The organism is Hydrogenophaga taeniospiralis (assembly GCF_020510445.1).
Lineage (GTDB): Bacteria > Pseudomonadota > Gammaproteobacteria > Burkholderiales > Burkholderiaceae_C > Hydrogenophaga.
This window is the reverse complement of the sequence record NZ_JAHBAG010000001.1, coordinates 3214422-3240828: the sequence shown is the minus strand read 5'-3', so window position 1 is coordinate 3240828 and position 26407 is coordinate 3214422. Positions and strand designations below refer to the sequence as shown.

The following is a 26407-nucleotide window of genomic DNA, read 5'->3' as shown; positions in this document are numbered from 1 at the left end:
TTCAGGCGAGCAGGCCGGCGGCGGTCCGGGGCATCGCCACAAAACCCGGCAGGGCCTCGATGCGGGCGAGCCAGGCGCGCACGTTGGGGTAGTCGGCCAGCGACACATTGCCTTCGGGCGCGTGGGCGATGTAGCTGTAGTTGGCCACATCGGCAATGGTGGGCCGCTCGCCGACCAGGAAGGGCGAGCGCTGCAGCTCCTTGTCCATCACCGCCAGCAGGCCATGCGCCCGGGCGATGACCTCTTTGGCGTTGAAGTCCATCTTGAACACCGTGATCAGCCGGGCCGCGCAGGGGCCGTACGCCACCAGGCCGGCGGCCACCGTGAGCCAGCGCTGCACCCGCGCCGCGCCGACCGGGTCGGTGGGCAGCCAGCGCCCGTTGCCGTAGCGGCTCGCCAGGTAGACCAGGATGGCGTTGGAATCGGGCACGGTCACGTCGCCGTCCTGGATCACTGGCACCTGGCCGAAGGCGTTCATCGCCAGGAAGGCGGACGACTTCTGCTCACCACCGAGCAGGTCCACGTCGTGGGGTTCGACCGGCAGGCCGAGCAGGCTCAGGAACAGCTCGGCGCGGTGGCTGTGGCCCGAGGTGCTGAAGCGGTAGAACTTGATGGGCTGGGCGGGGGCATTCATGGGTTTCTCCGAAGGGTTGTGAAAGGGACGGTCGCAGTTTGTTTTAATCCGATTGCCGGATCAATGGCATAAATCGGATTTGACTGCTGCAATAACCGGATCAATACCGCATGGACAAACTCAAAGCCATGGCCACCTTCGTGCGCATCGCCGACGAAGGCAGCCTGACCCGCGCGGCCCAGGGGCTGGCCAGCTCCCTGCCGGCCGTGGTGCGCTCCCTGGCCGCCCTGGAGGCGCATCTGGGCGTGCGGCTGTTCCACCGCACGACGCGGCGCATTTCGCTGACGGAGGAAGGCCGGCGCTACCTGGTCGGCGCGCGCGAGGTGCTGGCCGCGGCAGACGCCGCCGACCTCGCGCTCTCGGCCGCGGCGGTCGACCCGTCAGGCTTGCTCACCGTGGCGGCGCCGGTGCTGTTCGGCCACATGTACGTGGCGCCTGCGATCGTGCGTTTCATGCGCCACCACGACCGGGTGCGCTGCACCGTGTTGCTGAACGACCGCATGGTGAACCTGCTGGAAGAAGGCATCGACGTCGGCATCCGCATCGGTGCGCTGGAAGATTCTTCGCTGGTGGCGCAAGCGTTGGGCTCGGTGCGGCGCGTGGTGGTGGCCAGCCCGGACTTCCTGCTGGCGCAGGGCCTGCCGCGCCACCCGCGCGACCTGAACGGTGCCTGGTGCGTGCACGGCCGTGTCGACGCGCCGGCGCACTGGGAATTTCATGAACGCGGCAAGCCGCTGAGCGTGCCGGTGCAAAGCCGCCTGGCCTTCAACCACATCGCGCCGGCCATTGAATCCTGCGCGGCCGGCATGGGCTACGGCATGTTCCTGTCCTACCAGGTGATGCCGCTGGTGGCGCAGGGTCGCTTGCGCACCGTGCTGGAGGCCTACGAGCCGCCGCCGAACCCGGTGAACGTGGTGTACCCGAACGCGCGGCTGCTGCCGGCCCGAACGCGCTGCTTCGTCGACTGGATGAAGAGCGAGTTCAGCGGCATGCGGCTCTAGAAACTGTTGGACGCCAACTTGAGACCGGCCGTATCGCAGGTCAGCAATTCGAGCGCATTGATTCGATTGAAATAGCCCTTGGACAGGGTTTTGTATTGCTGCAGTTCTTCGCGCGACACATAGGAAAGAATCAATTCTTCCTTCTCTTTGTGTGAAACCGGCTTGTTCAGCAAGCGGTTGGCACGGCTGTCGAAACAGGCCTCGGCGCTCAGGTGCTTGTAGGCCAGGTCTTCCTGGTACTTCCGCTGGGAAACGCTTTTTTCGATGGTCTTCTTGTACAAGGCCACATAGGCGCTCGCGGCCTCATTCACGTCGGAATGTGAGAACCGGGTGATGCTGGCGTCGAATCCATCGGCAACGGCCGGATTCGTCACGGGTGTAGAGCAAGCGGCCAGACCCATCAAGGCCACCAGTGACAAACCCCATTTGGCGTGTTTCATGCTATTACCCTTTCAATTTGATCAATGTGCCAATCCCGAGCGCTTCTTCTTATCTTCAACACAAACAAACTATCGGCACGACCCGTGACAAATTGAGTGAATGGACAAACTTTTTTCAGCTAATCCAATGGTATTCATCGGAATCCCGCAACCCACCCCGAATTCATTAAAAACAAGGGGGTCGAATAAACAAAAGGCCCGGACCGTTCAGGGCCCGCCGGCCCCGGGCGCAAAATGCGTGGATGAAAGCACCCCCCAGACTCCAGTCGCTGATCGAAGAAGGCCTGATCGACACCGTGGTGCGTCAGCTCATGAGCGGCAAGGAGGCCATGGTGTACGTGGTGCGCTGCGGTGACGAGACGCGCTGCGCCAAGATCTACAAGGAAGCCACGCAGCGCAGCTTTCGCCAGGCGGTGGATTACACCGAGAACCGCCGCGTCAAGAACTCACGCCAGGCCCGCGCCATGGCCAAGGGCACGAAGTTCGGCCGCCAGGCGCAGGAAGCCGCCTGGCAAAGCGCCGAGGTGGACGCCCTGTACCGCCTGGCCGCTGCCGGCGTGCGGGTGCCGCAGCCCCACAACTTTCACGACGGCGTGCTGTTGATGGAGCTGGTGACCGACGCCCAGGGCGACGCCGCCCCGCGCTTGAACGACCTGAGCTTCACGCCCGAGGCCGCGCGCACCCACCACGCCGCGCTGCTGGTGGAGGTGGTGCGCATGCTGGGCGCGGGCGTTGTGCACGGTGACCTGTCGGAATTCAACATCCTGCTCGGCCACGTGGACGGCGCGGATTGCCCGGTGATCATCGACCTGCCGCAGGCGGTGGACGCCGCGGGCAACAACCACGCCCAGCGCATGCTGCTGCGCGACGTGGCCAACCTGCGCGACTTCTTCGGCCAGTTCGCACCCGAGCTGCTGGCCACCGCCCACGGCCCCGAGATCTGGGACCTGTACCAGCGCGGCATGCTCGGCACCGACGTGGCGCTGACGGGCCACTTTGCGCGCCCACAAGGCGCGGTGGACCTGGGCGGCGTGCTGCGTGAGATTGGCGACGCACAGGCCGAGGAGCAGGCGCACCGGTTGCGCATGCAGTCCGAGGCGTAGCCGGCGGGCCGCCGGCACGTCAACCCGGATGGTTCTGCTGCGCGCCCGCGCCGGCCAGGAAGTCCAGCGCGATCCGGCTGAAATCCGCCGGCCGCTCCACCATGGGCGCATGCCCACAGGACGCCAGCACCACCGGCTTCGCGTGGGGCACCAGCCGCATCAGGGTGTCGAGGTGGGCCACAGGCAGAAACCGGTCCTGCCGGCCCCAGACCACGCAGGTGGGCGCCTGGATGCGGCGGGCCTTGGCATGGGCGTCGTCCATCACCGATGGGCGAAAGCCGCCCAGGTGGATCAAGCCCCGCAAGGTTTTCAGGAACGCCTCTTGGGCACCCGGTTGCCGGGCCAGCGCCACTTTCTCCCGCACCATCTCTGGCGTGATGCACGCCGGGTCGGCCACCGCCGTTCGCCACAGCCGGGCGGTGCCCCACGCGGTGGGCCGGGTGAGCAGCTCACCCAGCCCCGGCAGCGAGGCCAGCCGGAAATCGAACAGGGTCGGGTTGGCCATGGTTGCGGGAGCCGAGAGCACCAGCGATGGCACCCGCTCTGGGGCCATCGCAGCACACTCCATGGCCACCCGAGCGCCGAGCGAGTTGCCCACCAGCGAAGCCCGATCCAGCCCCATGGCGTCCATGAACCCCAGCGTGAACCGGGCCAGGGTCGCCACGTCGTAGCTCGCATCGGCGGGCTTGGCCGTGAGCCCGCAACCCAGCAGGTCCAGCGCGTACACCCGGTGCCGCGTGGCCAGGGCGTGGATGCTGTGTTCCCACTCCAGAACCGAGCAGCCGATGCCGTGGAGGCACACCACCGCGGGCCCTTCCCGGCCCACCTGCCAGTACCGGACTTGGTGACCCGCTACGGTGGTGAACTGGTCATCGGGCCGGTTCACTGCCCTGCCCTCCGTGCGGCGCTCATGCTCTGGCCTTGAGCATCTGGTCGCACACGTAGTGCGCCAGCGCGTACACGGTTTCCGACGGGTTGTAGCCGATGGAGGTGGGCAGCAGGCTGGCGTCGACCACGTAGAGGTTTTTTACGTCGTGCGTCTCGCCATGGGGATTGACGACGGTCTTCTTCGGGTCGCGGCCCATGCGGCAGGTGCCCTGCGGGTGGAACGAGGTGTACTTGTAGCGGGCGGGCTCGTTCTTCAGGCCGCCGATGACCTTTTCAACGTCTTCCACGCGGTCGATGCTGGAGATGTGGGTGGTGGGCAGGTACAGCCGCTTAGCGCCCGAGGCGAACAGGATCTTGGCCGTGGCGATCAGCCCCTTCTTCATGGCCTCGAAGTCCTGATCGTCCACGAAGTAGCTGATGTCTTTCTGGCCATCCTTCCAGCTCACCTGGCCCACGTTCTGGTCGTGAATGAGGCTGATCAGGCGGATGGTGTTCTTGTAGCCCGACATGTAGGCCACATAAGGCTTGCCCGTGCCCGGCTCGGCCTGGAAGCTGGCTTCCACCGGTTCCTGAATGGCGTTGAGCAGGATGTAGCCGCCTTTGTCGGGCAGGGTGTTCTGGTCCATGTACAGCGAGTGGGTGGCGCCGTGGAAATCGCGCACCTCGTGCGGAAACTCGGCGGTGACCGACATGGACGGGTGGCACGCGAAGTTCTTGCCCACCTGCCCGCTGCTGTTGGCCAGCCCGCTCTTGAGCAGCAGCAGCGGCGTCTGGATGGGGCCGGCGGCCATGACCACGATGGGCGCATCGACCTGGATGTCCGCCTTCTTGCGGCCCGTGGCCGGGTCGATGATCTCGCCCTTGACGCCCACCGCCTTGCCCTCTTTGGCCAGCACCTCGGTGACGCGGGTGTCCGAGTGGATGACGGCCCCATGCGCCACCGCCCATGGCAGGTAGGTCACCAGCATGGACTGCTTGCGGTCGGTGGTGCAGCCGCTGAAGCAAAAACCGGTCATGGCGCAGTCTTTGATGTTGCGCCGGGCCTTGCCCTGGGGGTAGCCCAGCTTGTCCATGCCCTGGCCGATCAGCAGCGCGCCGGGGCTGGTTTCCTGCGGCCCCACGGTCTTGATGTGCAGGTTGCGCTCCACCTTTTCAAAGATGGGCGTCATCACCGCCGGGGTGAGGTTGGTCAGGCCGAATTCCTTGGCCCACAGCTTGAGGTAGTAGTCGGGCGTGCGAAAGCACAGCGCGGCGTTGACCACGGTGGAGCCGCCCACGCAAGCGCCCTGCAGCACCGAAATGTCGCCCGCCGAATTGGTCTGCCCGCCGTGGTCCTGGTAGAGCGTTCCCATGGCCACGGCCAGCATTTCGGGGAACTTGTCGGAGGTGATGTACGGGCCCGCCTCCAACACCACCACTTTCTTGCCCGCCTTGGCCAGCTCGTAGGCGGCAATGGCGCCGCCCGCTCCCGAGCCCACCACCACGGCGTCGGCCTTCAGGTGGATCTGGCTGTCTTTGATGTCCGCAGCCTGGGTGACCTTGAGGCCTTGCTTTTCAACTTTGATCGCGTGATTTTTCATGTTGTCTCCGATGTGGGGGGCTCAGCGCGTGGGCAGCGGGGCGTTGCCGAGGGACTTCAGACCGTTGCGTTGGGACATCGGGCCGTCGTATTCGAGCGGCGCCCAGGACGCGGGGTTGGCCCAGTACGACAGCTGCACCAGCTTCTTCAGGCCCGAGGCCAGCGCGCGGTGCGGCACCTCTTTGGCGTTGCCCCAGGCGTCCAGAAAGGCGGTGGCGGTGGCGTCGTCCAGCGCCGTGAAGCGCTTGCCGTGCTGCGCCACCGGGCCTTCGTTGAAATACTGCAGCCCGCCCTTGAGGCCCGCCAGCACGTGGGGCGCCATGGTGCCCAGCAGGGCCGCGTCCAGCGTGCCCAGCAGCACCTCGGGGGTCCAGGGCGCCAGCGCGCTGCCGCCCACCGGCAGCACCACCTCGGCCACGCGGCGGAAGATGGCGGCCTCGGCGGGATTGATGCTCTTGAGCGCCGGGGCCTGGGCCTGCGCCACCGACGCGGCGCCACCGGCGACCACGCCCACGGCGGCACCGGCAAAGGCCATGAAGTCGCGGCGCGACAGGCGCCCGACGATCTGCAGGGCCTGGTTTAAAGGGGATGGGGTGTCCAGATGCATGGTGTGTGTCCTCTTGGCGTCCGTGGGGTCAGAAGGGGTAGACGATGGGTTGCTCCATCACGCTGACCCACTGGGTCTGGGTGAACTCGTCCAGGTTGGCCGGGCCGCCAAAGCGCCCGCCGTTGCCCGAGGCGCCCATGCCACCAAAGGGCACGTGGAATTCGTTGTTCACGGTCTGGTCGTTGACGTGGATCATTCCGGTGTGCAGCCGGTTGGCCACGGCCATGGCGCGCGACACGTTGGCGCTGTGGATGGCCGCCGCCAGCCCGTAGGGCGAGGCGTTGACCAGCTCGACCGCCTCGTCCTCGGTGTCGAACACCGTGATGGGGGCCACGGGGCCAAAGATCTCGTCGGCGAACGCAGGCATGTCGGCGGTCACGCCCGACAACACCGTGGGCTGGAAGAACAGGCCCTCGTGCGTGCCGCCGGTCAGCAGCCGGGCGCCCTGGGCCACACTCCGGTCCACGATGTCCTGCACGCGGTTGCACTGTTTGGCGTTGATGATCGGGCCCAGGTGCGCGGGGCCGGCGTGTGGGTCGCCCACGTAGAGCGCCTTCGCCCGCTGGACCAGCTTCTCGGCATAGGCCTCGGCCACTTTGCGCTGCACCAGGTGCCGCCCGGCCTGCATGCAGATCTGCCCCTGGTGCAAAAAGGCACCCCAGGCGCCGTTGGAGGCGGCGGCGTCCAGGTTGGCGTCGTCCAGCACGATGAGGGCGTTGTTGCCACCCAGCTCCAGCGCCACCTTTTTCAGCAGCCCGCCACAGGTGGCGCCGATGCTCTTGCCCACCGCCGTCGAGCCGGTGAAGGAAATCATGGTCACGTCTGGGTGGCGCACCACGGCGTCCCCCGTTTCGGGGCCGCCCGGCAAGACGTGCAGCACGCCGTCGGGCAGGCCCGCGTCGGCAAACACCTGGGCAATCAGGTGGCCGCCAGTCACCGCCGTCTGGGCGTCGGGCTTGAGCAGCACGGCATTGCCCAGTGCCAGCGCCGGCGCCACCGAGCGCATGGCCAGCAGCAGCGGGAAGTTCCACGGAGCGATCACCCCCACCGTGCCCATGGGCACACGGCGCCAGAGGTTGGTGCGCCCGGGCATGGACGAGGGGAACAGCTGTCCGTTGGCCTGCATGGGCAGGGCGGCGGCCATCAGCATCTGCTCGTAGGTAGCGTGCAGTTCCCATTCGGCCTTGGGGCCGATGGAGCCGCATTCGCGGATGTTCCAGGTGTTGATGTCGGCGGCGCGCTCTTTCAGCAAACGCGCGGCCTCGCGCATCACCGCCGCGCGCTGGTCGAAGGGCGTGGCAGCCCAGGCGGCGCGGGCGGCCTTGGCGCCGGCGGCGGCGCGGTTCACGTCGGCCGGATTGGCGATGCCGGTTCGTTCCAGGGACTGGCCGGTGGCCGGTTCCCGCACGGCCTGCACGCCGCCAGCGGCGTCTGTCCATCCGTTGCTGAAAATCTTGCCTGACCAAATTGCGGGGCTGCTGACGCTCATGGGTTGTCTCCGTATCGGTATGTGTTCGTGGTGGGTCACCGGTGGCGTTTCTGCAAGCGGTGTGCCAAAACGGCAATCCAGTGCATGCGAGCCCCCTTTCTGCGGGTTTGTCCGGGGTTTTGTGCCCCTTGGCGGCTGCCCATCGCGCTTTCTCACCCTCTGCCACCGGCGAAAACGTCTCATCGAGACGCCTGTTTCGTCTCAGCCCGGGACGAACCGTCTCAACGCCGGGTAAACCCGCATGAGGCCGCCAGCAGCATGAACTAAAGTGCATCAAACCCACCCCGCTGCCGCCCATGAACCACCGCACCCCAGTCCTGCCGAGTCCGCGCATCGACTACCGGCCCGAGCGCATCTGGGAAGCCCGCCAGCACTATTTCAACGAGGGCCAGCTGCCCGTCGGGCTGCTGGAGCAGCCCCTGCTGCGGTCGTGGGAGCGTTGCCGGCAGTCTGGCCGCGCGCCCCAGGAACATGTGGTGTTCGACCCGGTGGAGCGCAGCCACCTGAGCGCCCTGCTGGAGCGGGAACACCGGCTGCTGCAGGCCGCCCGCCCCGAGCTCGACGTGTTGGCCGGGCGCGTGTCCGACGTGGGCTATGCCGTGCTGCTGACCGACACCGTGGGCCAGGTGCTGGCGGTGGCCGGCGCGCTGGACCGCCACTGCCAACCCATGCGCCAGGCGTTTCGCCCCGGGGTCGATGTGTCGGAAGCGGCCATCGGCACCAGCGCCATGGCCGTGGCGCTGGCCGAACAACGCACGGTGCGCGTGCTGGGCCCCGAGCACTACTTCGCCAACAACCAGATCTTTCATTGCTGCGCTGCGCCGGTGTTCGACCCGCGCGGGCGCCTGATGGGCACGGTGGACGTGACCCGCGACGCGCCGCAGCTGGTGACCGGCGTGATGGGGCTCACCCACCAGTGCGCCCAGCAGATCGAGCAGCGGCTGTTCGACGCCCTGCCCGTCTTCATGAGAATCGAGCTGCCCGACACCCAGGGCGCCGCCCTCGCCTTTGACCGCGACGGCGTGCTGCTGGCCGCCAACGGCGCCGCCCGCCACCTGTTCGACATGCCGGTGCTCCGCGAAGGCTGCACCTTTGAAGACCTGTTCGAAGGGCGCTTTGACGCCTGGGCCTCCAGGGCCAGCCGCCAGCCCGCCGGCAGGCTTCCCCTGCAAATGCACGGTGGGGTGCGCCTGCAAGGCGTCTCCCTGCCCCAGCGCCCAGCGGCCCGGGCGTCGGTCAGCCCGGCGGTTCCCGCCAGCGCGCCCCGCACCGCCCCCCTCACCGTCACCCCCACCGGGGCCACCACCCCGCTGGCGCCGGAGCACCCCGTGGCGCTGCGCGCCCTCGAAGCGGGTCTGCCCGTGCTGGTGACGGGCGAAACCGGTGCCGGCAAAGAGGTGGCCGCCCGAGCCCTGCACCAGGCCAGCCAGCGTGCGCAGGCGCCGTTTCTGGCCATCAACTGCGGCGCGCTCACGCCCGAGCTGATTGCGTCCGAGCTGTTCGGCCACGTGGAAGGCGCCTTCACCGGCGCCGTGCGCGGCGGCAGCATCGGCAAGTTCGAAGCGGCGCGGGGCGGCACGGTGTTCCTGGACGAGATCGGCGACATGCCCCTGCCGCTGCAGGTGGCCCTGCTGCGGGTGCTGGACCGAGGCGAGGTGTTGCCCGTGGGCGCCACGCAGCCGCGCGCAGTGGACGTGCGGGTGGTCTGCGCCACGCACCGCAACCTGCAGGCCCTGGTGGCCGAGGGGCGCTTTCGCGAAGACCTGGTCTACCGCATCAGCGGCTTCGTGCTGGCGGTGCCCCCGCTGCGCGAGCGCGACGATTTCGACGCCATCGTGGACAGCCTGTGCCACCAGATCGGCGCCGACGCATCCCGCCTGAGCGCTCCGCTGCGCGTCCAGCTGCGCCAGCACCCCTGGCCCGGCAACGTGCGCCAGTTGCGGCACGCGCTGACGCTGGCTTTCGCGGTGGCCGAACTGCTGCGCCCCCTGACGCTGGACGACTTTGGGCAGGCGTTGCCTGCGGCGGCAGCATCCCCAACAACGCCATCCCCCCCGCAACCTTCCGGCACCACAGCCGGACCGTCGATCCACGACGCCCAGCGCAAGGCCATCGCGACCGCCTTGCAACAGACCCGGGGCAACGTCACCGCGGCAGCCGCCTTGCTGGGCATGGGGCGCGCCACGCTGTACCGCCGGCTCAAGTCAGACCCGGAGTTGGCTGTCTGCGGCGATCCGCGCGGGTAGACCGGCTCCACGAACGCCCCTGGCGTCAGCATCGGCTGGGCCGCCATGCTGCCTCGAGTGACCGCAACCGAACGGGACTGTGCTGTGTGGTACCACGTCGACCATCGTCTTCCCGTCACGCACACGTAGGTTCCCGTCGTCGGAGCGGGCGTGGGTCCGGGTCTGGGTCTGGGACATGGGGGGCCCGGAGCCGCACATACACTCACGGCCGAGGAGATCCGCACCGTGAAAAACACCCAGCCCGTCGCCCTGTCGCTGTCCCCCACGTCCGCTGCCATGCCTACCACGGCCACGGGCGGGCGCACTTGCCCCAAGTGCAGCTACCGCCGGCGCACGGACGACAGCACGCCGGCTTGGCAATGCCCACGTTGCGGCATCGCCTACGACAAGGTCGCGCTGCCCACGGCCACGAGGGAACGGGCGGCGCTACGGGCCGAGGCGTCCGCGCAGGCGCAACGCAGGCAGACCCGGCCCTCGCGACTGCCCTGGCTGCTGCTGGCCGCAGCGCTGGCCGGGACAGGGTGGTGGACCTGGCAGCAGCGTGCCGCGCGCGCCGCCCAGCAGGCTGCCGCGCCCGAAGTGGCGGCACGGCAAGCCGCTGTGGCCAAAGCCGCCGACGAACTGGCCATCCAGGCAGACATCGAGCTGGCCGAGCACCACTTGCGCATGGCCAAGCCCGCCGAGGGCCTGGCGCTGCTGGAGCGGCGTGCTGCCGAGGGGCATCCCGACGCAATGATGGCGCTGGGCGTTGCCTACCGCGGCTATGGGCACGCGCCCACCGATGCGCCCAAGGCGGAGCACTGGATGCGGCTGGCCGCGCGCGAAGGCTCGCTGCTTGCCTATGTCCACCTGGGGCTGGCGCACGAAATGGGCCGGGACACGCCACGCAACATTGGAGAGGCTGCAAACCTCTACCGCGTCGCCGCGCGGCAAGGCAATGCCTACGCGCTATTTGCCCTGGGCCTGTTGTACGGCAACGGCGCGCCTGGGATGCCGGCCGAGCCGGTGGCCGGCCTCATGCTGCTGGAACTGGCCCACCAGGCATGGAACGCGGAGCCCCGCGTGCCCGTATTCGCTCCCAGCGACAGATCTCCCCATTGGGCCGAGTACAAAGCCAAGAAGCTGGCAGAAACGATGCCCGCTGCCGACGTGTTGAAGGCCCGCGACTGGGCGGCCGCGTGGAAACCGGGCCAACTGTTCCCGTTCCACTGATCCGCCTCGGGGGTGAGCTGTCAGTTGCGTCGAAACCAGAAGAAGACGCCAAGGAAGACCAGCCCCGTCAGCAACGGCAACCAGGCCCACAAGCGCTCCGTGAAGCTGGCCTTGCCAATGCCGGACCACACCTCCAGGCGCACGGAGTCGATCTGCTGGTTGTTGGAGCCCAGGAACATCAGCACCGGCTGCAGATTGCGGTCCTCTTTGAAGGACAGTGGGCCAGAAGCGCCGGTCAGCGTCACGCGATCCCCCGCCGTGTGACCGGCACTGCTGGTGCCGGTGACCGCCGCACCGCGAACGGCACCGTCTTCACTCCAACCGGCCATCCACACGCTGGCACTATCACCGCCAGCAGGCACCGAGCCGGCCACCCGCACCACCAGCCGGTACGGGTTGCCCGACGTGGGCAGCGCGAGCGGCGGACCAGCCCAGTCCACGCTGCCGCTCTCCATGAAGCTGGGCTTCTTGCCTTTGGCCTTCAGTTCCACATCATGGCGAGCAAACCGGGCCAGCGCCTCGGCCGGCAGCTCATGCACTTGCACCAGCTGCTTGCCAAAAACGGTGGGGGATTCTTTGGCGTGCAGCACCCCGGCGGGCGCAAGCAGGCCTGCAGCGCACACGAGCGCAGCGATCCAACGGGTCATCTCTCTTTTCCTCCAAGCCCCTCCGGGCGGATGGCGCAGGGCGCGCATAAATCTTGTTCACATCTTCTGTAAGCGCCTGATGCATCCAGATTGCCGAAGAAATGTAACAGGGCCGTGCGCGCAACCACCCGGTCAGTTGCCAAGCAGATCCAGCACCGGCAACCGATTCGACACCTTCATTTCGCGCAATGAGATGTTCGATCGGATGCTCAACACGCCCGGCAACTGCCGCAGGACCCTGTCCACGAACCGGCTGTAGTCGTCCAGATCCTTGGCCACGACTTTCAGCAAAAAATCCGCCTCACCGGTGATGTTGTGGCAGTCCACGACGTAGGGGCAGGCCCGGATGATTCTTTCAAAGTGGGCCGTGACCTCTTCACCATGCTGGGTGCAGACGATCTGCACGAAAGCCATGACGCCGATGCCCAGCTTTCGGCGGTTCAAGTTGGCCTGGTAGCCCTCGATGATCCCCAGCTCTTCCAGGCGCTTTTGCCGCCGCCAACACGAGGCTTCGCTCAGCGCCAGTTCCTCGGCCAGCTTGGTGTTGGCCAGCCGGCCGTCCTGTTGCAGCCTGGCCAGCATGGCGAGGTCGGTTTTGTCCAGTGCGTCCATGTTTGAAAGATTCCTTCAGCGGCCTACCGCAGGCTGCGAAGGAGTTTATCGAAATCGACCACAAGCACGCGAAAAAACGGAAGCTACCATCACGCGAAATCCATAAACTGGTGAAATCATTCAACCAGATGGATTTTTATGAAAGCAGTCCTCTACGAGACCTTTGGCGCCCCGCCCCGGCTGGCCCAGGTTCCAGACCCCACGCCCGAGCCTCATGGCGTGGTCATCAAGGTCATGGCCACGGGGGTGTGCCGCAGCGACTGGCACGGCTGGGTGGGCCACGATCCCGACATCCAGCTCCCCCACGTTCCCGGCCACGAGTTCTCGGGCGTCGTGGAAGCGGTGGGGCAGCAAGTGCAGAAGTGGAAGGTCGGCGACCGCGTCACGGTGCCGTTTGTGGCAGCGTGCGGGCATTGCCCCGAATGCCACGCCGGGCACCACCAGGTATGTGACCACCAGTTTCAGCCCGGCTTCACGCACTGGGGTTCGTTTGCCGAGTACGTGGCCATCCACCAGGCGGACATCAATCTGGTGGCCCTTCCGCCAACGCTCGATTTCGCCACGGCGGCCAGTCTCGGGTGCCGGTTTGCCACCTCGTTTCGTGCCGTGGTTGACCAGGGCAAGACCTCGGCCGGGCAGTGGGTGGCGGTGCACGGCTGCGGCGGGGTGGGCCTGTCGGCCATCATGATTGCCAACGCCGTTGGCGCCAACGTCGTGGCGATCGACATTGCGGACGACAAACTCAGCCTGGCACGCTCACTGGGCGCGGTGGCCACGGTGAACGCCACGCAGGTGGCCAACGTTGCGGAGGCCGTGCGCGAGATCACCCAGGGCGGCGCGCATGTGTCGCTGGACGCGCTGGGTCACCCCACCACCTGTTTCAATTCCATCAGCAACCTGAGGAAGCGGGGCAAACATGTTCAGGTCGGCCTCATGCTGGGCGAACACACCACGCCAGCCGTTCCCATGAGCCGGGTGATTGCCCACGAACTGGAAATCCTCGGCAGCCACGGGATGCAGGCCCACCGCTACGGCGCCATGCTGGCGATGATGGATTCGGGAAAGCTGTCTCCCGAAAAGCTCATCGGCGAAAGGATCAGCCTCGCGCAATCCATCGATGCGCTGATGAACATGGACAGCTTCGCGGTGGCCGGCGCCACCGTCGTGACCGAGTTTTAAGAGGCATCGCTTTCAAGGGACGGCGTCAAGCACGCTGCGCCCGACCCCGAATCTGCCGAAGCCATCCACGCGAGCAGGCCGCTATATGGCCTGCTCGCGCCTGCGTCAGTTGGTGATGTCAAAAGTGGCATCACTGCGGTCGGTCTGGGTCTTGATGGGATCCAGGCGCAGCACGTAGCTGTAGTGGCGGATGTGGTGCGTCGGGTGGCTGTACGCCTGGAAGGAACTGGCACCCGCATCGGCCAAGCCCGGCACCTCCTTGAACGTCGCGTCGGTCGCGAACTGCGGCGAGCCGTCATAGGGCGCCAGTTCGAAGACGAAGTTCTTGTGCCGCAAGTAGTAGCCGGGGAAGTTCACCGAGGCGAAGGACACGTAGCCCGAGTTGTTCGCCAGGCCCTTCACCATCCGGAACTTCGAATCATCCAACGGCGAGACGTTCGGATCGATGCGCACCGCGAACGAGGAATGCCGCACGTACCGGTCCGGAAAGTTGGAGGACTGGATTCGGTTGATGGGGGTGCTTCCTCCCCACTGTGCGTTCAAGCGGCTCAACTCTGCGGCGCTCAGGTTCAGGATGCCGCCGTGCCGCTTGCGACTCGAGCCCAGGTTGTACGAGCCCGACGGCACTTTCTGCCAGTTCTGCGCGCTGCCCATGTTGATCGAGGTCAGCGGCAGATAACCCTTGCCCGCAGCGTACTGGTCAACCCACATGCCCCACTTGTTCTCGTTGTTGAACTGGAAAAGGATGGGCCCTTCCACCATGCTGCCCGTCAGGCCGATCTGAGACAGATCGCCGATGGTCGTCCACCCTCCCAGCACCGACTGGCTGCCTTCGACGGTGATCTGGCCGTCGCCCGAGGCCCGCACGTACTTGTAGCCGCCGACGCTGTTGGCGACCTCAAGGATCTGCGTGTCGATGATGCCTTGCGTTCCGGGCCGGTCGATGTACATCTGCGGAGCGGTGAAGGTGCGGAAGTCGGTCGTCTTCGCGTAGTAGATGCGTGCTTTGTCGACGCCGTTGAGCGGCGAAATGGTCGCCCAGTACACGATGTAGGCGTTCGATGCCGGGTCCCAGATGGCTTCGGGCGCCCAGGCGCAACCCGCGTTCGGGATGGCGCCGGCGACGTCGACCAGGCGCGGTTCAGACCAATGCACGAGGTCCGTGGATTCCCAGATGACCAGCTTGGTGCTGGCGCGGTGCTGGGCGGCGTCCCAGCCCTTGCCGCTGGCGATGCGCAGATCGGTGGCGAGGATCCAGTACTTGGAACCATCGGGTGAGCGCACGATGGTGTGGTCACGCACGCCCTTCTCGCCCACGGTCGACATGAGGACGGGCTGGCTGTTGTTCAGGTCCGTCCAATACATGCCGTCGGTGCTGACGGACATGTAGGTTTGCTCACCTTGCGCGGATTCCCCGGTGAAATGAACCAGCAGGTAACCCGCCGACTGCGCCTGCGCGCCGCCGAAAGCAGCGGCGAGCATGGTTGCGGCAACAGCCGACCGAATCGATTTGAAAAAAGTTTTCACAAGTGATTTCCTGTCTCCGTGGAAGGCAGCCTCTTTTTGTTCGCACCTCATTGGCAGGCGGTCGTTTTGAAAGGCTTGCCCAATTCCCGCTATCGCAAGTGCAGCATCGTTTAACGGACGGACTCACGATTTGACGGGCTCGTTGCTTCTCGCTCATCTCGGCGAGTTGGCGACGGCGATGCTAAAGAGGCACCGGTATATGCGCCAATCGTTTTTTTCCGTATTGCGATAACAGATCGGGCATCCGGGAATACCCCCGCCCACTTCAACTCAGTGAGACCGGTACGGCGCCATGCTGGCGATGATGGACTCGGGAAAACTACCGAGCTTTAAGAGCCAGCTCTTTCAAGGCATGGTGTTCTGCAGGCTGCCTGGCCTGCGCCATGGGGCACAGGTCCAGGCGCACTACCCCGTGAACCACCGCATGGGCACCAGCACGATGGAGGGGAACAGCACCATCAGGAACATCATGGCAAATTGGGCCGCCATGAAGGGGAGCACGCCTCGGGTGACCTCGTCCATGCGCATCTTTCCCACCCCGGCCACCACGTTCAGCACCGTGCCCACCGGTGGCGTGATCAGGCCGATGGCGTTGTTCATGATGAACAGCACGCCGAAGTAGACTGGGTCGATGCCCGCGGCCTTGATGACCGGCATCAGCATGGGGGCCAGGATCAGGATGGTGGGCGTCATGTCCATGGCGGTACCGACGGCGATCACCAGCAGCATGATGGCCATCATCAACAGCATGGGGTGGTCCATGAAGGGACGCAGCAGCTCGATCAGTTGGCGGGGAATCTCGGCCACCGTGATCAGCCAGGCGCTGACCATGGCGGCTGCCACCAGAAACATGATCACGGCGGTGGTTTTGGCCGCGCTGACAAATACGGCCGTCAACTGGCGCCAGTGCAGTTCGCGGTAGACCAGCGTGGCCACCAGCAGCGCGTAGACCGCGGCCACGGCCGCCGCCTCCGTAGGGGTGAACACACCCATCTTGAGCCCCACGATCACGATCACCGGCAGAAACAGCGCCCAGGTGGATTCCTTGAGCGCCCGCAGCTTCTCTGCGGCAGAGGCCTTGGGGGGTGGCGTGATGCGCTCGCGCTGTGACACCCAGTACCACGCCACCGCAATGGACACACCCATCAGCAGTCCCGGCACGATGCCTGCCAGAAAGAGTTTGCTGATCGACACATTGGCCGCCACGCCAAACACCACGAAGCCAATGGACGGAGGAATGACGGGTGCGATGATGCCGGCCGACGCAATCAGCCCCCCGGCACGGGCCTTGTCGTGGCCGGTCTTCACCATCATGGGCAGCAGCAGCGCGGCCAGCGCCGCGGTGTCGGCCACGGCAGAGCCCGACAGTGCCGCGAGCATGCAGGCCGCCAGGATGGCCACAAACCCCAGGCCACCGCGCCGGTGCCCGACCAGCGTGAGCGCCAGCTTGACAATGCGCTGAGACAAACCACCCACGTTCATGATCTCGCCCGCCAGCATGAAGAAGGGCACCGCCAGCAGCGGAAACGAATCCGCGCCGTTGATGACGTTCTGCGCCAGGATCTGGGCGTCAAACAGGTCCAGGTGCCACATCAGTGCGACGCCAGACGCCAGCAGCGCGTAGGCGATGGGCACACCAATGGCCATGGCTGCCAGCAGCGAGCCGAGGAAGATGAAAACAGTCATGACATGTCTTTCCCGGGGCCGGTGGTGCGATCAAGGCGGAAATCGGGGGTAATAACCAGCTCTTCGGACCCGATGGCCTGCACCAGCTGATCGTCGGGCACCTGCCCGGACAACAGGCGCCAGAGGTCCAACAGCAGCAGCAGCCCCGACGCCACGGCAAACACCACCCCGGAGGCATAGAAGATGGCGACGGAGGCCCCGGTGACGGGTGCTTCCACATCCCAGTTGATGCGGGCCTGTGCCAGCGCACCACTGAACAGCAGCCAGGTGCAAAACAGCATCAGCCCATGGCTGGCCACCAGGCAGATGCGCCGACCGATGGGGGGCAGCTTGGTGAGCAGGATGTCGGTGCCCAGGTGGCCATGCTCCTTGACCGCGATGATCGCGCCCAGGAAAGTGATCCACACGAAGAGCCAGCGCGACAACTCCTCGCTCACGGAAATGCCGGAGTTGAAAGCGTAGCGCAGCACCACGTTGCCAAACACCAGCAGCAGCATCGCGGCCAGTGCCAGGGCAATCAGCACATGGATCCACCGGGCGCAACGGTCTATGAGGACGGTCAGCATGGGGCGTCTCCTCTTTTTTGCTTCAGAGTGCCGTGCCCTGCAGCAGCCCGCGCTGCGTCAGATTGCCGATGAAGGCGCGCAAACCAAAGCGCCAAGGCGCCGCTGTTTCGCAGTGTGTCACGCGGTTGTGCAAGCCGCCCAGCCAGGCGCTCTGGATGGTGACGACATCCCCCAGCTTGTGGGTAAAGCCGCTACCGGGCTGGTCGCGGTCTTCGATGGGCGCGAACAAGGTGCCCAGAAACAGCATGAACCCGTCGGGGTACTGATGCGCTGCCAGCGTCTGCGCCACCAGGTCCGTAGGGTCACGGCTGATGCTGGCCATGGTGTTGATGCCGCGCAGCTCATAGCCGTCCACACCCGCCACGTGCAGGTGCACGGTTTCATTGCGCACCTGGTCCATGCCAAAGCCGGCATCGAACAGGCGGATGAAGGGGCCCAGTGCGCACGATGCGTTGTTGTCCTTGGCCTTGCCCAGCAGCAGCGCGCTGCGGCCTTCGATGTCGCGCAGGTTCACGTCGTTGCCCAGCGTGGCACCCACGATGTCGCCCCGGCTGTTCACCGCCAGCACCACCTCGGGCTCGGGGTTGTTCCAGGCCGAGTCGGCGCGGATGCCGATGTCCTCGCCGCAGCCGACCGAGGCGAGCACGGGCGCCTTGGTGAACACCTCGGCGTCGGGGCCAATGCCCACCTCCAGGTACTGGGACCACAGCCCCTTTTCTTGCAGCAAGGTCTTCAGGGCCATGGCTTCTGGCGACCCGGGCCGGATGTCAGCCAGGTTCTCGCCGATCAGACCGAGCACCTGGCTGCGTAGCCCTTGCGCGCGGCCGGCATCGCCCCGTGCCTGCTCTTCAATCACGCGTTCGATCAGGCTGGCCGCAAAGGTGACGCCAGCGGCCTTCACCACCTGCAGGTCGCAAGGTGCCAACAGCCAGGGGGCTTCGGCGGTGCGCTGGCCGGGCAGGCTGTTCTGGACCAGCTCATCCACACCGCACAGGCGCCGCCCAGGGGTGTCGTGCACGGCCTGGGCGGGCTGGGCGGTGTCGAGCAGCGTGCTCATGGTCGGATAGCTTTCGCTCAGGTCAAACACCCCCTCGGGCCGCAGCGCCACCACGGCCGGGCCAGGAATGGCGCCGTGCGCCCACACGCGGCCCACCAGGGTGCCTTGCAGGCCGTCGGCAGGCAAAACCCGGGCAAGCGCTTGGGCGTGGTCGTCCGCACCGGTCAAAGTGGCCGCTGTCATGTCGTTCATACGAGTCCTTCAAGGGTTCAGGTCGCCACCCACACGCTGCTGTGTGCGGTGGGCCATTTCGCCAGGTTCAGTGGTTGTGGCGTGGGGTCTTTTCCGAGATGCGCCGGTACGCCAGCGCAAAGTCCAGCGTCGCGCCGTCGGCCAACTGCCCGGTTTTTTCGCGGTACAGGGCTTCCCAGGGGGAATGGCTTTGGGGAATGGGCGGCGCTGGCAGCTCGCGCCGGCGGCGCTCGATGTCTTCCGGCGCCACCAGCGCATCGCAGCGGCCGGTGTTCAGGTCGATGCGGATCGTGTCACCGTTCATCAGCCAGCTTAAGCCTCCGCCCACCGCGCTCTCCGGCGACGCGTTGAGAATGGACGGACTGTCTGCCGTGCCCGACTGGCGCCCGTCGCCCAGGGTGGGCAGGGTGCTGATGCCACGGCGGATCAGCGCGTCGGGCGGTTGCATGTTGACCACTTCGGCAGAGCCGGGCCAGCCAATCGGTCCCGCGCCGCGCATCACCAGAATGCAGCCTTCGTCGATGTTCAGCGCCGGGTCGTTGATGCGTGCGTGGTAGTCGTCCGCACCCTCAAACACCACGGCGCGGGCTTCGAAAACGCCCTCTTGCCCAGGGTGGCTCAGGTAGCGTGCGCGAAACGCTTCGGAGATCACCGAGGTCTTCATGATGCCGAAGTCGAACAGGTTGCCGCTGAGCACCAGAAAACCGGCCTTCTCCATCAGCGGATGGCTGAACGGGCGAATCACTTCGCGGTCGCGTGTTTCGCGGCCTTGCAGGTTCTCGCCGATGGTCTTTCCGGTCACGCTGGCGCAGTCGTTGTGCAGGCGGCCCGCCTGCTGCAACTCCCACATCAGCGCGGGCACACCACCGGCGCGAAAGAACCGCTCTCCAAGAAACTTGCCCGCGGGCTGCATGTTCAGCAGCAACGGCAGGTCGTAGGCATGTTCGGTCCAGTCTTTGGCCTCCAGCACCACGTCTGCATGGCGTGCCATGGCCATGATGTGCACCTGCGCGTTGCTGGAGCCCCCGGCCACACTGACCACCGACAGCGCATTCAGAAAGCTCTCGCGCGTCAGGATGCGCGAGGGGCGCAGGTCTTCGTAGGCCATCTCGACGATGCGGCGACCGCTCTCGTAGGCCATCTGGCCGCGCTCGCGGTAAGGCGCCGGAATGGCGGCGCAGCCGGGCAGCGACAGTCCCAGCGCCTCGGCCACGGCGTTCATGGTGGAGGCCGTGCCCATGGTGTTGCAGTGACCCGCCGAGGGCGCGCTGCTGCAGGCGCGCTGCAGGAATTCTTCCTCGTCGATCTCGCCCGCTGCGAGCTGGCGGCGGCTGCGCCAGATCACGGTGCCCGAGCCCACCAGCTCGCCATCGTGCCAGCCGTCCAGCATGGGCCCACCCGACAGCACGATGGCCGGAATGTCCACGGTGGACGCCGCCATGATCCCGGCCGGTGTGGTCTTGTCGCAACCGGTGGTCAGCACCACCGCGTCGATGGGGTAGCCGTACAGGATCTCGACCAGGCCCAGGTAGGCCAGATTGCGGTCCAGCGCCGCCGTGGGGCGGCGGCAATTCTCAAAAATGGGATGGACCGGAAACTCCATCGGAATGCCCCCCGCATCGCGGATGCCGTCGCGCACACGGCGCGCCAAATCCAGGTGGATGCGGTTGCAGGGCGACAGGTCGCTGCCCGTCTGCGCAATGCCGATGATGGGCCGGCCCGAGCGCAGTTCTTCGGGCGTGAGCCCGTGGTTCATGAACCGTTCCAGGTACAGCGCGGTCATGTCCGAGCGCGCAGGGTCGGCAAACCAATCGCGTGAACGAAAGGGGCGACGGGGTGTCTTTTGCATGGGGCTACCAGTGGCGCAGAGCGGGAAGACGGAGGCTGCCTGCGCGCGGCATCGGGCCGCGCGCGTGGCAGGTGGGTGGCGAAGGCGGCCTACTTGGCGGCGGTGCCGCGCGCCTTGGCCAGCTCGCCCATCAGCTCGCTGGTCGTCTCTTCGCCAAACTCGCGTCCGTACTTGGTCAACACAGGTTGCAGCTTGGCGCGCAGCTTGGCCTGCTCGGCAGCGGGCATCTCGGTGATCTGCATGCCCGCCTTCTTCAACTCGCTCAGGGCGGTTTCGCTGAAGGCGCGGATGGTCTTGCGCTCGAACAGCGTGGCTTCGCGCGCGGCCTCCTGCACGATCTTCTGCTCCTGGGGCGACAGGCCATCCCAGGTCTTTTTGGACATCAGCAGCACCCAGGCGCTGTACATGTGGCGCGACAGCACCAGGTGCTTCTGCACCTCAAAGAACTTGCTGGCCAGGATGGTGGCAGGCGGGTTTTCCTGCCCGTCCACGGCGGCTTGTTCCATGGCGGTGTACAGCTCGGTGAACGGCATGGGCGTGGCGTTGGTGCCCAGGGCGTTGAAGGTGTCCAGGAACAAGGGGCTCTGGATCACGCGCAGCTTCAGCCCCGCCAGGTCGTCGGCCTTGTTGATGGGACGGCGCGAGTTGGTCACATGGCGAAAGCCGTTTTCCCAGAAGCCCAGCCCGATGAGGCCCTTGTCCGGCAGCATGGCCAGCAGCTTCTGGCCAAATGGGCCGTCCAGCACGGCGTCGGCTTCCAGCTCGTTGTTGAAGGTGAGCGGCAGGTTGAGCGCGCCAAACGGTTTGATCAGCGACATCAGCGTGGAAGAGTCCGGAACGGTCATCTCCAGCGTCCCGCCGCGCAGGGCCGAGGTCATGCTCACGTCGTTGCCCAGCGTGCCGCTGGCAAACAGCTTGGCGTTCATCTTGCCGCCGCTCTTGGCCGCGAGCTTTTCGGCAAAGTGCCGCACGGCCTGGGCCTGCGGGTGGTCGTCGCTCAGGCCGATGCCGACCTTGAACGTGTGTTCCTTGATTTGTGCAGACACGGGTGCGGCCAGGGCGGCCAGCACGGTGGCGACCACGGCGAGGGTTTTGAACTTCATGCTTTTGTCTCCGATGGAATGGTTGTTTCGCGACGGGAGAGGCCGTCGGCGCCCTGCAATTCCTTGGTGGAAACGTCTTGACGCAGGCCAGAGGTTAGGGATGGCACCGGTGCGGGTCCACTGAATCTTTTGCTACGATCCATTCCAAACGCTTATGAGTCCAGACGAATTTCCGGGCAAACCCTTGTCGCTGGCACAGGCGTGTGCGCGGCTGCGGTTCCGGCATCTGCAGTTTCTGGACATTCTGGGGCGCACCCGCAACCTGCGGCTCACGGCCGAGCAGATGCATGTGACGCAGCCTGCGGCCACCAAGATCCTGATGGACATCGAAGAGATCCTGGAGGCACGCCTGTTCGACCGCCTGCCACGCGGCATGCGGCCCAACGAACTGGGGCTGTTCACCTTGCGCTATGCCAGCACCGCACTCGACGGTCAGCGCAGGTTTGTCGATGAGTTCAACGCCCTCAAGCAAGGCGGGCACGGCCATCTGACCATTGGCGCGATCACCGGCTCCGCCGCCCATCTGCTGCTGGCCTCCGTGGTGGAAGTCCAGCGCCTGCGGCCGTTGCTGGTGCTCAAGATCCTGGAGCAGAGCAGCGATCAACTCATCTTGTGGCTGGCCGAGCGCAAGATCGACCTGATGATCGGGCGTTTCACCGACGAGGAGCAGCGCAGCCAGTTTCACTACGAGCGCCTGTCTGACGAACCGCTGTGTGTGGTGGGTGGTCTGCGCCACCCCCTGCGCGGCGCGACGGACCTGACGCTGACCGAACTCGCCCACTGGCCCTGGATTCTGTACCCGCCCTCCACCGCGGTGCGCAAAGTGTCGGACGACCTTTTTGGCGGTGCCGGGCTGGCGCTCACCGCAGGGGTGGTGGAAACGCCCTCCTTCCTGTTTGCGCTGGAGCTGATGAACACCACCAACATGATGTCCCTGCAACCCGCCGCCCTGGTCGAAAAATACGTGAACAGAGGCCTGCTGGCACGCATCCCGGTGAGCTGGCCGGACCGCATGCCCGACTACGGCCTCATCTCGCGGCTGGGAGAGCCACTCACGCCGTCCGCACAGGCGTTCATCACGGTGCTGCGCGAGACGGCGAACCTGGCACCTGACGTGGTGTGATGAGAACGCCAACGGACGGGTGCGTCAGCGCCCCCATTGCATAAACTGGTAAGGCCAGTACAGTGGAGCATAAATTGGCCTGACCACATGGGCCACCCCACCCTGGGCCTCGCCTTGCCGTCGCATAAACTGCAGCCCACGCGGAGAACCCATGCTGGACCCACTCAAACAGGTTGACAACCGTCGGCTGTACCAACAAATTGCCGACCAGATACGCGCCTACATCGACAAGGGCAATTACACCGCCGGCATGCGCCTGCCACCCGAGCGAGACCTGGCCCAGCAACTGGGTGTATCGCGCCCCTCGGTGCGCGAAGCCCTGATTGCGCTGGAGATCGAGGGCAGCGTGGAAGTGCGCATGGGCGCTGGCGTGTATGCGTGCAACCAGGCCCAGCGCAAGCCGCAGGCCCTGGCCACCATGGGCGAAAGCCCTATCGAACTGATGCAGGCCCGCGCAGCCATAGAAGGCACGGTGGTGATGATGGCCTGTGGCAAGGCCACGCCGGAGGCACTGCAGGCGTTGCGCCAGATTCTGGACGACATGCTGGCCGCCATCGCGCAAAACCGTTCTCCACTGCCGTTCGACCGCCAGTTCCACCAGGCTCTGGCCGCGATGACCGGCAATGCCGTGCTGGAGCGCCTGGTGGGCGAGTTGTTCGACGAGCGCCACAGCCCGATTGCCGCACGGCTCAGCGCCCATTCCGAATCGGGCCAGACCTGGGCCGCCGCACTGCAAGAACACGAAGCCATCCTGCGGGCCCTGGAAAACCGCGACGTACTGGCCGCGCAAACCGCCCTGCGCATGCACCTGCTGGCCTCGGAACAGCGCTGGGTCGAAAACAACCGCCGCGAATGGTCTTGACCCCCTGAACGCCAACCGCCGCACCACGGCTCGCGTGGTCAGGCCTGTGCACTTGCACAGGTTTTTTTTGCGCCATTTTTACCCGTTACCAACCAAGATGCCGGGTAAATACCGATACATCCACCCACATTGGTAAGGCCAAATTACCCGATCGCGTCAGGCAGCCTTACCAATTTGCCGTGGCGCAAACCTCCGCTGTTTCGGTGCTTTTGACTGCCCTACAGGAGTTTGCATTGCCGCCATCCGCGCCCGATCCCGTCCATGCCGAGGCGCCCAGCCCAGCCGCTACCGCTGCCGTGCTGTTGCGCTTGGAGGGCATCACCAAACGCTTCCCCGGGGTGCTGGCACTGGACGGTGTGAGCCTGGAAGTGCGGCGCGGCGAAGTGCATGCGGTGTGCGGCGAGAACGGTGCGGGCAAATCCACGCTGATGAAGGTCATCAGCGGCCAGTACCAGCCCGACGCGGGCGCCCTGCACTACCGGGGCGAGGCCTGCCAGTTCCGCTCCACCACCGACTCCGAGGCGGTGGGCATTGCCATCATCCACCAGGAACTGAACCTGGTGCCCCACCTGTCGGTGGCTGAAAACATCTTCCTGGCCCGCGAGCCGCGCAAAGGCTGGCTGATCGACCGCGCGGCGCTGCGGCGCAACGCCCAGCACTGCCTGGACCGGCTGGGCCTGCACATTGCACCGGATGCGCTGGTCAAAACCCTGTCGGTGGCGCAGCAGCAGATGGTGGAGATCGCCAAAGCGCTGTCGCTCAACGCGCAGGTGCTGATCATGGACGAGCCCACCTCGTCGCTGACCGAGTCGGAGACGGAAAAACTGTTTGCCATCATCCACGAGCTCAAGCGCGCGGGCGTGGGCATCGTCTACATCTCGCACCGGCTCGACGAGTTGGCGCAGATCGTGGACCGCGTGACCGTGCTGCGCGACGGCCGCTACGTGAGCACCGACCGCTTTGCCGACACCAGCGTGGAGCAGATCGTGGCCAAGATGGTGGGGCGCTCGCTGGACGATGTGTTCCCCAAACGCAGCTCGGTGCCCACAGCGGACATTCTGCTGCGCGTGCAGGGCCTGACGCGCCAGGGCGTGTTCCACGACGTGAACTTCGAGCTGCGGCGTGGTGAGATTCTGGGTTTTGCGGGCCTCATGGGCGCGGGCCGCACCGAGGTGGCGCGCGCGATTTTTGGCGCCGACCCGATCGACGCGGGTCGGGTGATGCTGGGCAAACAACGGCTGGCCATCCGTTCCCCACGCGACGCGGTGCGCCAAGGCCTGGCCTATCTGTCGGAAGACCGCAAGCACGATGGTCTGGCGCTGAAGATGACGGTGGCGCAGAACATCACGCTGGCCAACATGGAGGCGGTGTCCAACCTGGCGGGCATGATCCGCTTTGACCAGGAGCAGGCCGCCGCCGCGCGCTACATCAAGGCCCTGGACATACGCACCCCCAGCAACAGCCAGATCGTGCGTCTGCTCTCCGGCGGCAACCAGCAGAAGCTGGTGATCAGCAAGTGGCTGTTCCGCGAATCACGGGTGCTGTTCTTCGACGAACCCACGCGCGGCATCGACGTGGGCGCCAAGTACGCCATTTACCAGTTGCTGGACGAGCTTGCCGGTCAGGGCATCGGCGTGGTGATGATCAGCTCGGAGCTGCCCGAAATCATGGGCATGACCGACCGCGTGGTGGTGTTCCACGAAGGGCGACTGGTCACCGTGCTGAACACCCGTGAGACCAGCCAGGAGGAAGTCATGCACTTCGCCTCGGGCCGCAGCATCCCCTGCCCCGTCTGAAACGCCCCCGGACCACCCCATGACCGAACGACAGAAAGACCTGCTCCAGAAATTCGCCGCGCTCGCCAGCCTGTTGGGCCTGATCGTGATCTTTTCCTTCACGAGCGACGCCTTCTTCACGGTGGGCAACGGCATGACCGTGGCCCTGCAGGTGACCTCCATCGCCTACCTGGGCATTGCCGCCACCTGCGTGATCATCACCGGTGGCATCGACCTCTCGGTGGGCGCCATCCTGGCGCTGGCGGGCGTAGTGGCCGCCCTGGCCGTCAAGGCCGGTGCGCCCGTGCCACTGGCCATGCTGGCCGGACTGCTGGTGGGCGCCTTGTGTGGCCTGATCAACGGCCTGTGCGTGACCGTGCTCAAGCTGCCGCCCTTCATTGCCACGCTGGGCATGATGCTGGTCGCGCGCGGGGTGGCCCTGCAGATCACCGATGCCAAGGCCATTGGCGGCCTGGGCGACAGCTTTGCCGAACTGGGCAACGGTTCGCTGTGGCGCGTGGTGAACATCGGCGCCGACGGTTTTCCCGACGTGGTGTTTGTCGGTATTCCCTACCCCGTGCTGCTGATGGTGGTGCTGGCGGTGGCGGTGTCCATTTTGCTCAACCGCGCCACGCTGGGCCGACACCTGTATGCCGTGGGCTCCAACATGGAAGCCGCCCGCCTCTCGGGCGTGAACGTGCAGCGCGTGACGCTGTTCGCCTATGTGTTGTCCGGCCTGCTGGCGGGCCTGACCGGCTGCGTGCTGATGTCGCGCCTGGTCACCGCCCAGCCCAGCGAAGGGCTGATGTACGAACTCGACGCGATTGCGGCCGCCGTGATTGGCGGCACCTCGCTCACCGGGGGCGTCGGCACGATCTCGGGCACCGTGATCGGCGCCTTCGTGATCGGCATCCTGCGCAACGGTTTGAACATGGCCGGCGTCTCGGCCTTCACGCAACAGATCCTGATTGGCCTGGTCATCCTGCTCACGGTGTGGATCGACCAGATGCGCCATCGCAAGTGATCCCTA

At 66.0% G+C, this 26407-nt stretch carries 23 protein-coding genes; 9 read left to right on the top strand and 14 right to left on the bottom strand.

Going from position 1 to position 26407, the window contains the following annotated elements; genetic code table 11:
• Position 1: 1 nt before the first annotated feature.
• Complete coding sequence (locus KIH07_RS15490) at positions 2-634, bottom strand: glutathione S-transferase family protein (protein WP_226492823.1); 633 nt, start codon at positions 632-634, stop codon at positions 2-4.
• 110 nt (positions 635-744) lie between these two features.
• On the opposite strand from KIH07_RS15490, the gene KIH07_RS15485 reads away from it, so the two are divergent.
• Positions 745-1635 carry a LysR family transcriptional regulator gene (locus KIH07_RS15485; RefSeq protein ID WP_226492822.1) on the top strand — a complete coding sequence of 297 codons (891 nt, stop codon included), beginning with the start codon at positions 745-747 and terminating at the stop codon, positions 1633-1635.
• Here KIH07_RS15485 and KIH07_RS15480 read toward each other — a convergent pair.
• Complete coding sequence (locus KIH07_RS15480) at positions 1632-2075, bottom strand: hypothetical protein (protein ID WP_226492821.1); 444 nt, start codon at positions 2073-2075, stop codon at positions 1632-1634. The genes KIH07_RS15485 and KIH07_RS15480 overlap by 4 nt on opposite strands.
• 242 nt (positions 2076-2317) lie before the next feature.
• Between KIH07_RS15480 and KIH07_RS15475 the strand changes: the two genes are divergently transcribed.
• Positions 2318-3178 (top strand): PA4780 family RIO1-like protein kinase, encoded by an 861-nt coding sequence (locus tag KIH07_RS15475; RefSeq protein ID WP_226492820.1) that lies wholly within the window; start codon positions 2318-2320, stop codon positions 3176-3178.
• A 19-nt stretch (positions 3179-3197) separates the two neighbouring features.
• Here the strand turns inward: KIH07_RS15475 and KIH07_RS15470 are convergent, their stop codons facing one another.
• The 4 genes from KIH07_RS15470 to KIH07_RS15455 are packed head-to-tail and all read right to left on the bottom strand — an operon-like array spanning position 3198 to position 7741.
• A complete protein-coding gene (locus KIH07_RS15470; RefSeq protein ID WP_226492819.1) occupies positions 3198-4064 on the bottom strand; it encodes an alpha/beta fold hydrolase in 867 nt (288 codons plus the stop codon).
• A 22-nt stretch (positions 4065-4086) separates the two neighbouring features.
• Complete coding sequence (locus KIH07_RS15465; protein ID WP_226492818.1) at positions 4087-5646, bottom strand: FAD-dependent oxidoreductase; 1560 nt, start codon at positions 5644-5646, stop codon at positions 4087-4089.
• 21 nt (positions 5647-5667) lie between these two features.
• On the bottom strand, positions 5668-6252 hold the full coding sequence (locus KIH07_RS15460) for a twin-arginine translocation signal domain-containing protein (protein ID WP_226492817.1): 585 nt from the start codon (positions 6250-6252) through the stop codon (positions 5668-5670).
• A gap of 28 nt (positions 6253-6280) precedes the next feature.
• Positions 6281-7741, bottom strand: a complete 1461-nt coding sequence (locus KIH07_RS15455; protein ID WP_226492816.1) for a benzaldehyde dehydrogenase — start codon at positions 7739-7741, stop codon at positions 6281-6283.
• A 296-nt stretch (positions 7742-8037) separates the two neighbouring features.
• Here KIH07_RS15455 and KIH07_RS15450 point away from each other — a divergent pair, with 296 nt between their 5' ends.
• Positions 8038-9987 carry a sigma-54-dependent Fis family transcriptional regulator gene (locus tag KIH07_RS15450; RefSeq protein WP_226492815.1) on the top strand — a complete coding sequence of 650 codons (1950 nt, stop codon included), beginning with the start codon at positions 8038-8040 and terminating at the stop codon, positions 9985-9987.
• A gap of 225 nt (positions 9988-10212) precedes the next feature.
• On the top strand, positions 10213-11199 hold the full coding sequence (locus KIH07_RS25485) for a hypothetical protein (RefSeq protein ID WP_226492814.1): 987 nt from the start codon (positions 10213-10215) through the stop codon (positions 11197-11199).
• A 20-nt stretch (positions 11200-11219) separates the two neighbouring features.
• Here KIH07_RS25485 and KIH07_RS15440 read toward each other — a convergent pair whose 3' ends face one another.
• Complete coding sequence (locus KIH07_RS15440) at positions 11220-11846, bottom strand: hypothetical protein (RefSeq protein WP_226492813.1); 627 nt, start codon at positions 11844-11846, stop codon at positions 11220-11222.
• A gap of 132 nt (positions 11847-11978) precedes the next feature.
• The gene (locus KIH07_RS15435) at positions 11979-12458 is read right to left on the bottom strand and encodes an Lrp/AsnC family transcriptional regulator (RefSeq protein WP_226492812.1); all 480 of its coding nucleotides are present in this window, start codon (positions 12456-12458) and stop codon (positions 11979-11981) included.
• 138 nt (positions 12459-12596) lie between these two features.
• Between KIH07_RS15435 and KIH07_RS15430 the strand changes: the two genes are divergently transcribed.
• Positions 12597-13637 (top strand): zinc-dependent alcohol dehydrogenase family protein, encoded by a 1041-nt coding sequence (locus KIH07_RS15430; protein WP_226492811.1) that lies wholly within the window; start codon positions 12597-12599, stop codon positions 13635-13637.
• A gap of 105 nt (positions 13638-13742) precedes the next feature.
• Here the strand turns inward: KIH07_RS15430 and KIH07_RS15425 are convergent, their stop codons facing one another.
• From KIH07_RS15425 to KIH07_RS15400, 6 genes are all read right to left on the bottom strand, one after another.
• Positions 13743-15119: a glycoside hydrolase family 43 protein gene (locus KIH07_RS15425; protein ID WP_226492810.1), complete on the bottom strand. Its 1377-nt coding sequence runs from the start codon at positions 15117-15119 to the stop codon at positions 13743-13745.
• A 450-nt stretch (positions 15120-15569) separates the two neighbouring features.
• Positions 15570-16850, bottom strand: a complete 1281-nt coding sequence (locus KIH07_RS15420) for a TRAP transporter large permease subunit (RefSeq protein WP_226492809.1) — start codon at positions 16848-16850, stop codon at positions 15570-15572.
• Positions 16847-17416 (bottom strand): TRAP transporter small permease, encoded by a 570-nt coding sequence (locus KIH07_RS15415; protein WP_226492808.1) that lies wholly within the window; start codon positions 17414-17416, stop codon positions 16847-16849. The genes KIH07_RS15420 and KIH07_RS15415 overlap by 4 nt, the downstream gene beginning before the upstream one ends.
• A gap of 22 nt (positions 17417-17438) precedes the next feature.
• Positions 17439-18665 (bottom strand): fumarylacetoacetate hydrolase family protein, encoded by a 1227-nt coding sequence (locus tag KIH07_RS15410; protein ID WP_226492807.1) that lies wholly within the window; start codon positions 18663-18665, stop codon positions 17439-17441.
• A 67-nt stretch (positions 18666-18732) separates the two neighbouring features.
• Positions 18733-20514, bottom strand: a complete 1782-nt coding sequence (locus tag KIH07_RS15405; protein ID WP_226492806.1) for an IlvD/Edd family dehydratase — start codon at positions 20512-20514, stop codon at positions 18733-18735.
• Between the two features lie 89 nt (positions 20515-20603).
• Positions 20604-21617, bottom strand: a complete 1014-nt coding sequence (locus tag KIH07_RS15400; RefSeq protein ID WP_226492805.1) for a TRAP transporter substrate-binding protein — start codon at positions 21615-21617, stop codon at positions 20604-20606.
• A gap of 154 nt (positions 21618-21771) precedes the next feature.
• Here KIH07_RS15400 and KIH07_RS15395 point away from each other — a divergent pair, with 154 nt between their 5' ends.
• The 4 genes from KIH07_RS15395 (at position 21772) to KIH07_RS15380 (ending at position 26401) form a co-directional block, all read left to right on the top strand.
• The gene (locus KIH07_RS15395; protein WP_226492804.1) at positions 21772-22740 is read left to right on the top strand and encodes a LysR family transcriptional regulator; all 969 of its coding nucleotides are present in this window, start codon (positions 21772-21774) and stop codon (positions 22738-22740) included.
• Between the two features lie 151 nt (positions 22741-22891).
• Positions 22892-23602, top strand: a complete 711-nt coding sequence (locus KIH07_RS15390) for a FadR/GntR family transcriptional regulator (protein ID WP_226492803.1) — start codon at positions 22892-22894, stop codon at positions 23600-23602.
• Between the two features lie 233 nt (positions 23603-23835).
• A complete protein-coding gene (locus KIH07_RS15385) occupies positions 23836-25398 on the top strand; it encodes a sugar ABC transporter ATP-binding protein (protein ID WP_413465748.1) in 1563 nt (520 codons plus the stop codon).
• A 19-nt stretch (positions 25399-25417) separates the two neighbouring features.
• Positions 25418-26401, top strand: a complete 984-nt coding sequence (locus KIH07_RS15380) for an ABC transporter permease (protein ID WP_226492802.1) — start codon at positions 25418-25420, stop codon at positions 26399-26401.
• Positions 26402-26407 lie beyond the last annotated feature (6 nt).

Bases quoted from the DNA above. Each gene is read 5' to 3' on its own strand.
- KIH07_RS15455 (WP_226492816.1), bottom strand. From the start codon at position 7,741: ATGAGCGTCAGCAGCCCCGCAATTTGGTCAGGCAAGATTTTCAGCAAC.
- KIH07_RS15440 (WP_226492813.1), bottom strand. From the start codon at position 11,846: ATGACCCGTTGGATCGCTGCGCTCGTGTGCGCTGCAGGCCTGCTTGCG.
- KIH07_RS15480 (WP_226492821.1), bottom strand. From the start codon at position 2,075: ATGAAACACGCCAAATGGGGTTTGTCACTGGTGGCCTTGATGGGTCTG.
- KIH07_RS15485 (WP_226492822.1), top strand. From the start codon at position 745: ATGGACAAACTCAAAGCCATGGCCACCTTCGTGCGCATCGCCGACGAA.
- KIH07_RS15400 (WP_226492805.1), bottom strand. From the start codon at position 21,617: ATGAAGTTCAAAACCCTCGCCGTGGTCGCCACCGTGCTGGCCGCCCTG.
- KIH07_RS15430 (WP_226492811.1), top strand. From the start codon at position 12,597: ATGAAAGCAGTCCTCTACGAGACCTTTGGCGCCCCGCCCCGGCTGGCC.
- KIH07_RS15460 (WP_226492817.1), bottom strand. From the start codon at position 6,252: ATGCATCTGGACACCCCATCCCCTTTAAACCAGGCCCTGCAGATCGTC.
- KIH07_RS15380 (WP_226492802.1), top strand. From the start codon at position 25,418: ATGACCGAACGACAGAAAGACCTGCTCCAGAAATTCGCCGCGCTCGCC.
- KIH07_RS15390 (WP_226492803.1), top strand. From the start codon at position 22,892: ATGCTGGACCCACTCAAACAGGTTGACAACCGTCGGCTGTACCAACAA.
- KIH07_RS15435 (WP_226492812.1), bottom strand. From the start codon at position 12,458: ATGGACGCACTGGACAAAACCGACCTCGCCATGCTGGCCAGGCTGCAA.
- KIH07_RS15425 (WP_226492810.1), bottom strand. From the start codon at position 15,119: ATGCTCGCCGCTGCTTTCGGCGGCGCGCAGGCGCAGTCGGCGGGTTAC.
- KIH07_RS15410 (WP_226492807.1), bottom strand. From the start codon at position 18,665: ATGAACGACATGACAGCGGCCACTTTGACCGGTGCGGACGACCACGCC.
- KIH07_RS15490 (WP_226492823.1), bottom strand. From the start codon at position 634: ATGAATGCCCCCGCCCAGCCCATCAAGTTCTACCGCTTCAGCACCTCG.
- KIH07_RS15475 (WP_226492820.1), top strand. From the start codon at position 2,318: ATGAAAGCACCCCCCAGACTCCAGTCGCTGATCGAAGAAGGCCTGATC.
- KIH07_RS15415 (WP_226492808.1), bottom strand. From the start codon at position 17,416: ATGCTGACCGTCCTCATAGACCGTTGCGCCCGGTGGATCCATGTGCTG.
- KIH07_RS15465 (WP_226492818.1), bottom strand. From the start codon at position 5,646: ATGAAAAATCACGCGATCAAAGTTGAAAAGCAAGGCCTCAAGGTCACC.
- KIH07_RS15395 (WP_226492804.1), top strand. From the start codon at position 21,772: ATGAGTCCAGACGAATTTCCGGGCAAACCCTTGTCGCTGGCACAGGCG.
- KIH07_RS15420 (WP_226492809.1), bottom strand. From the start codon at position 16,850: ATGACTGTTTTCATCTTCCTCGGCTCGCTGCTGGCAGCCATGGCCATT.
- KIH07_RS15405 (WP_226492806.1), bottom strand. From the start codon at position 20,514: ATGCAAAAGACACCCCGTCGCCCCTTTCGTTCACGCGATTGGTTTGCC.
- KIH07_RS15450 (WP_226492815.1), top strand. From the start codon at position 8,038: ATGAACCACCGCACCCCAGTCCTGCCGAGTCCGCGCATCGACTACCGG.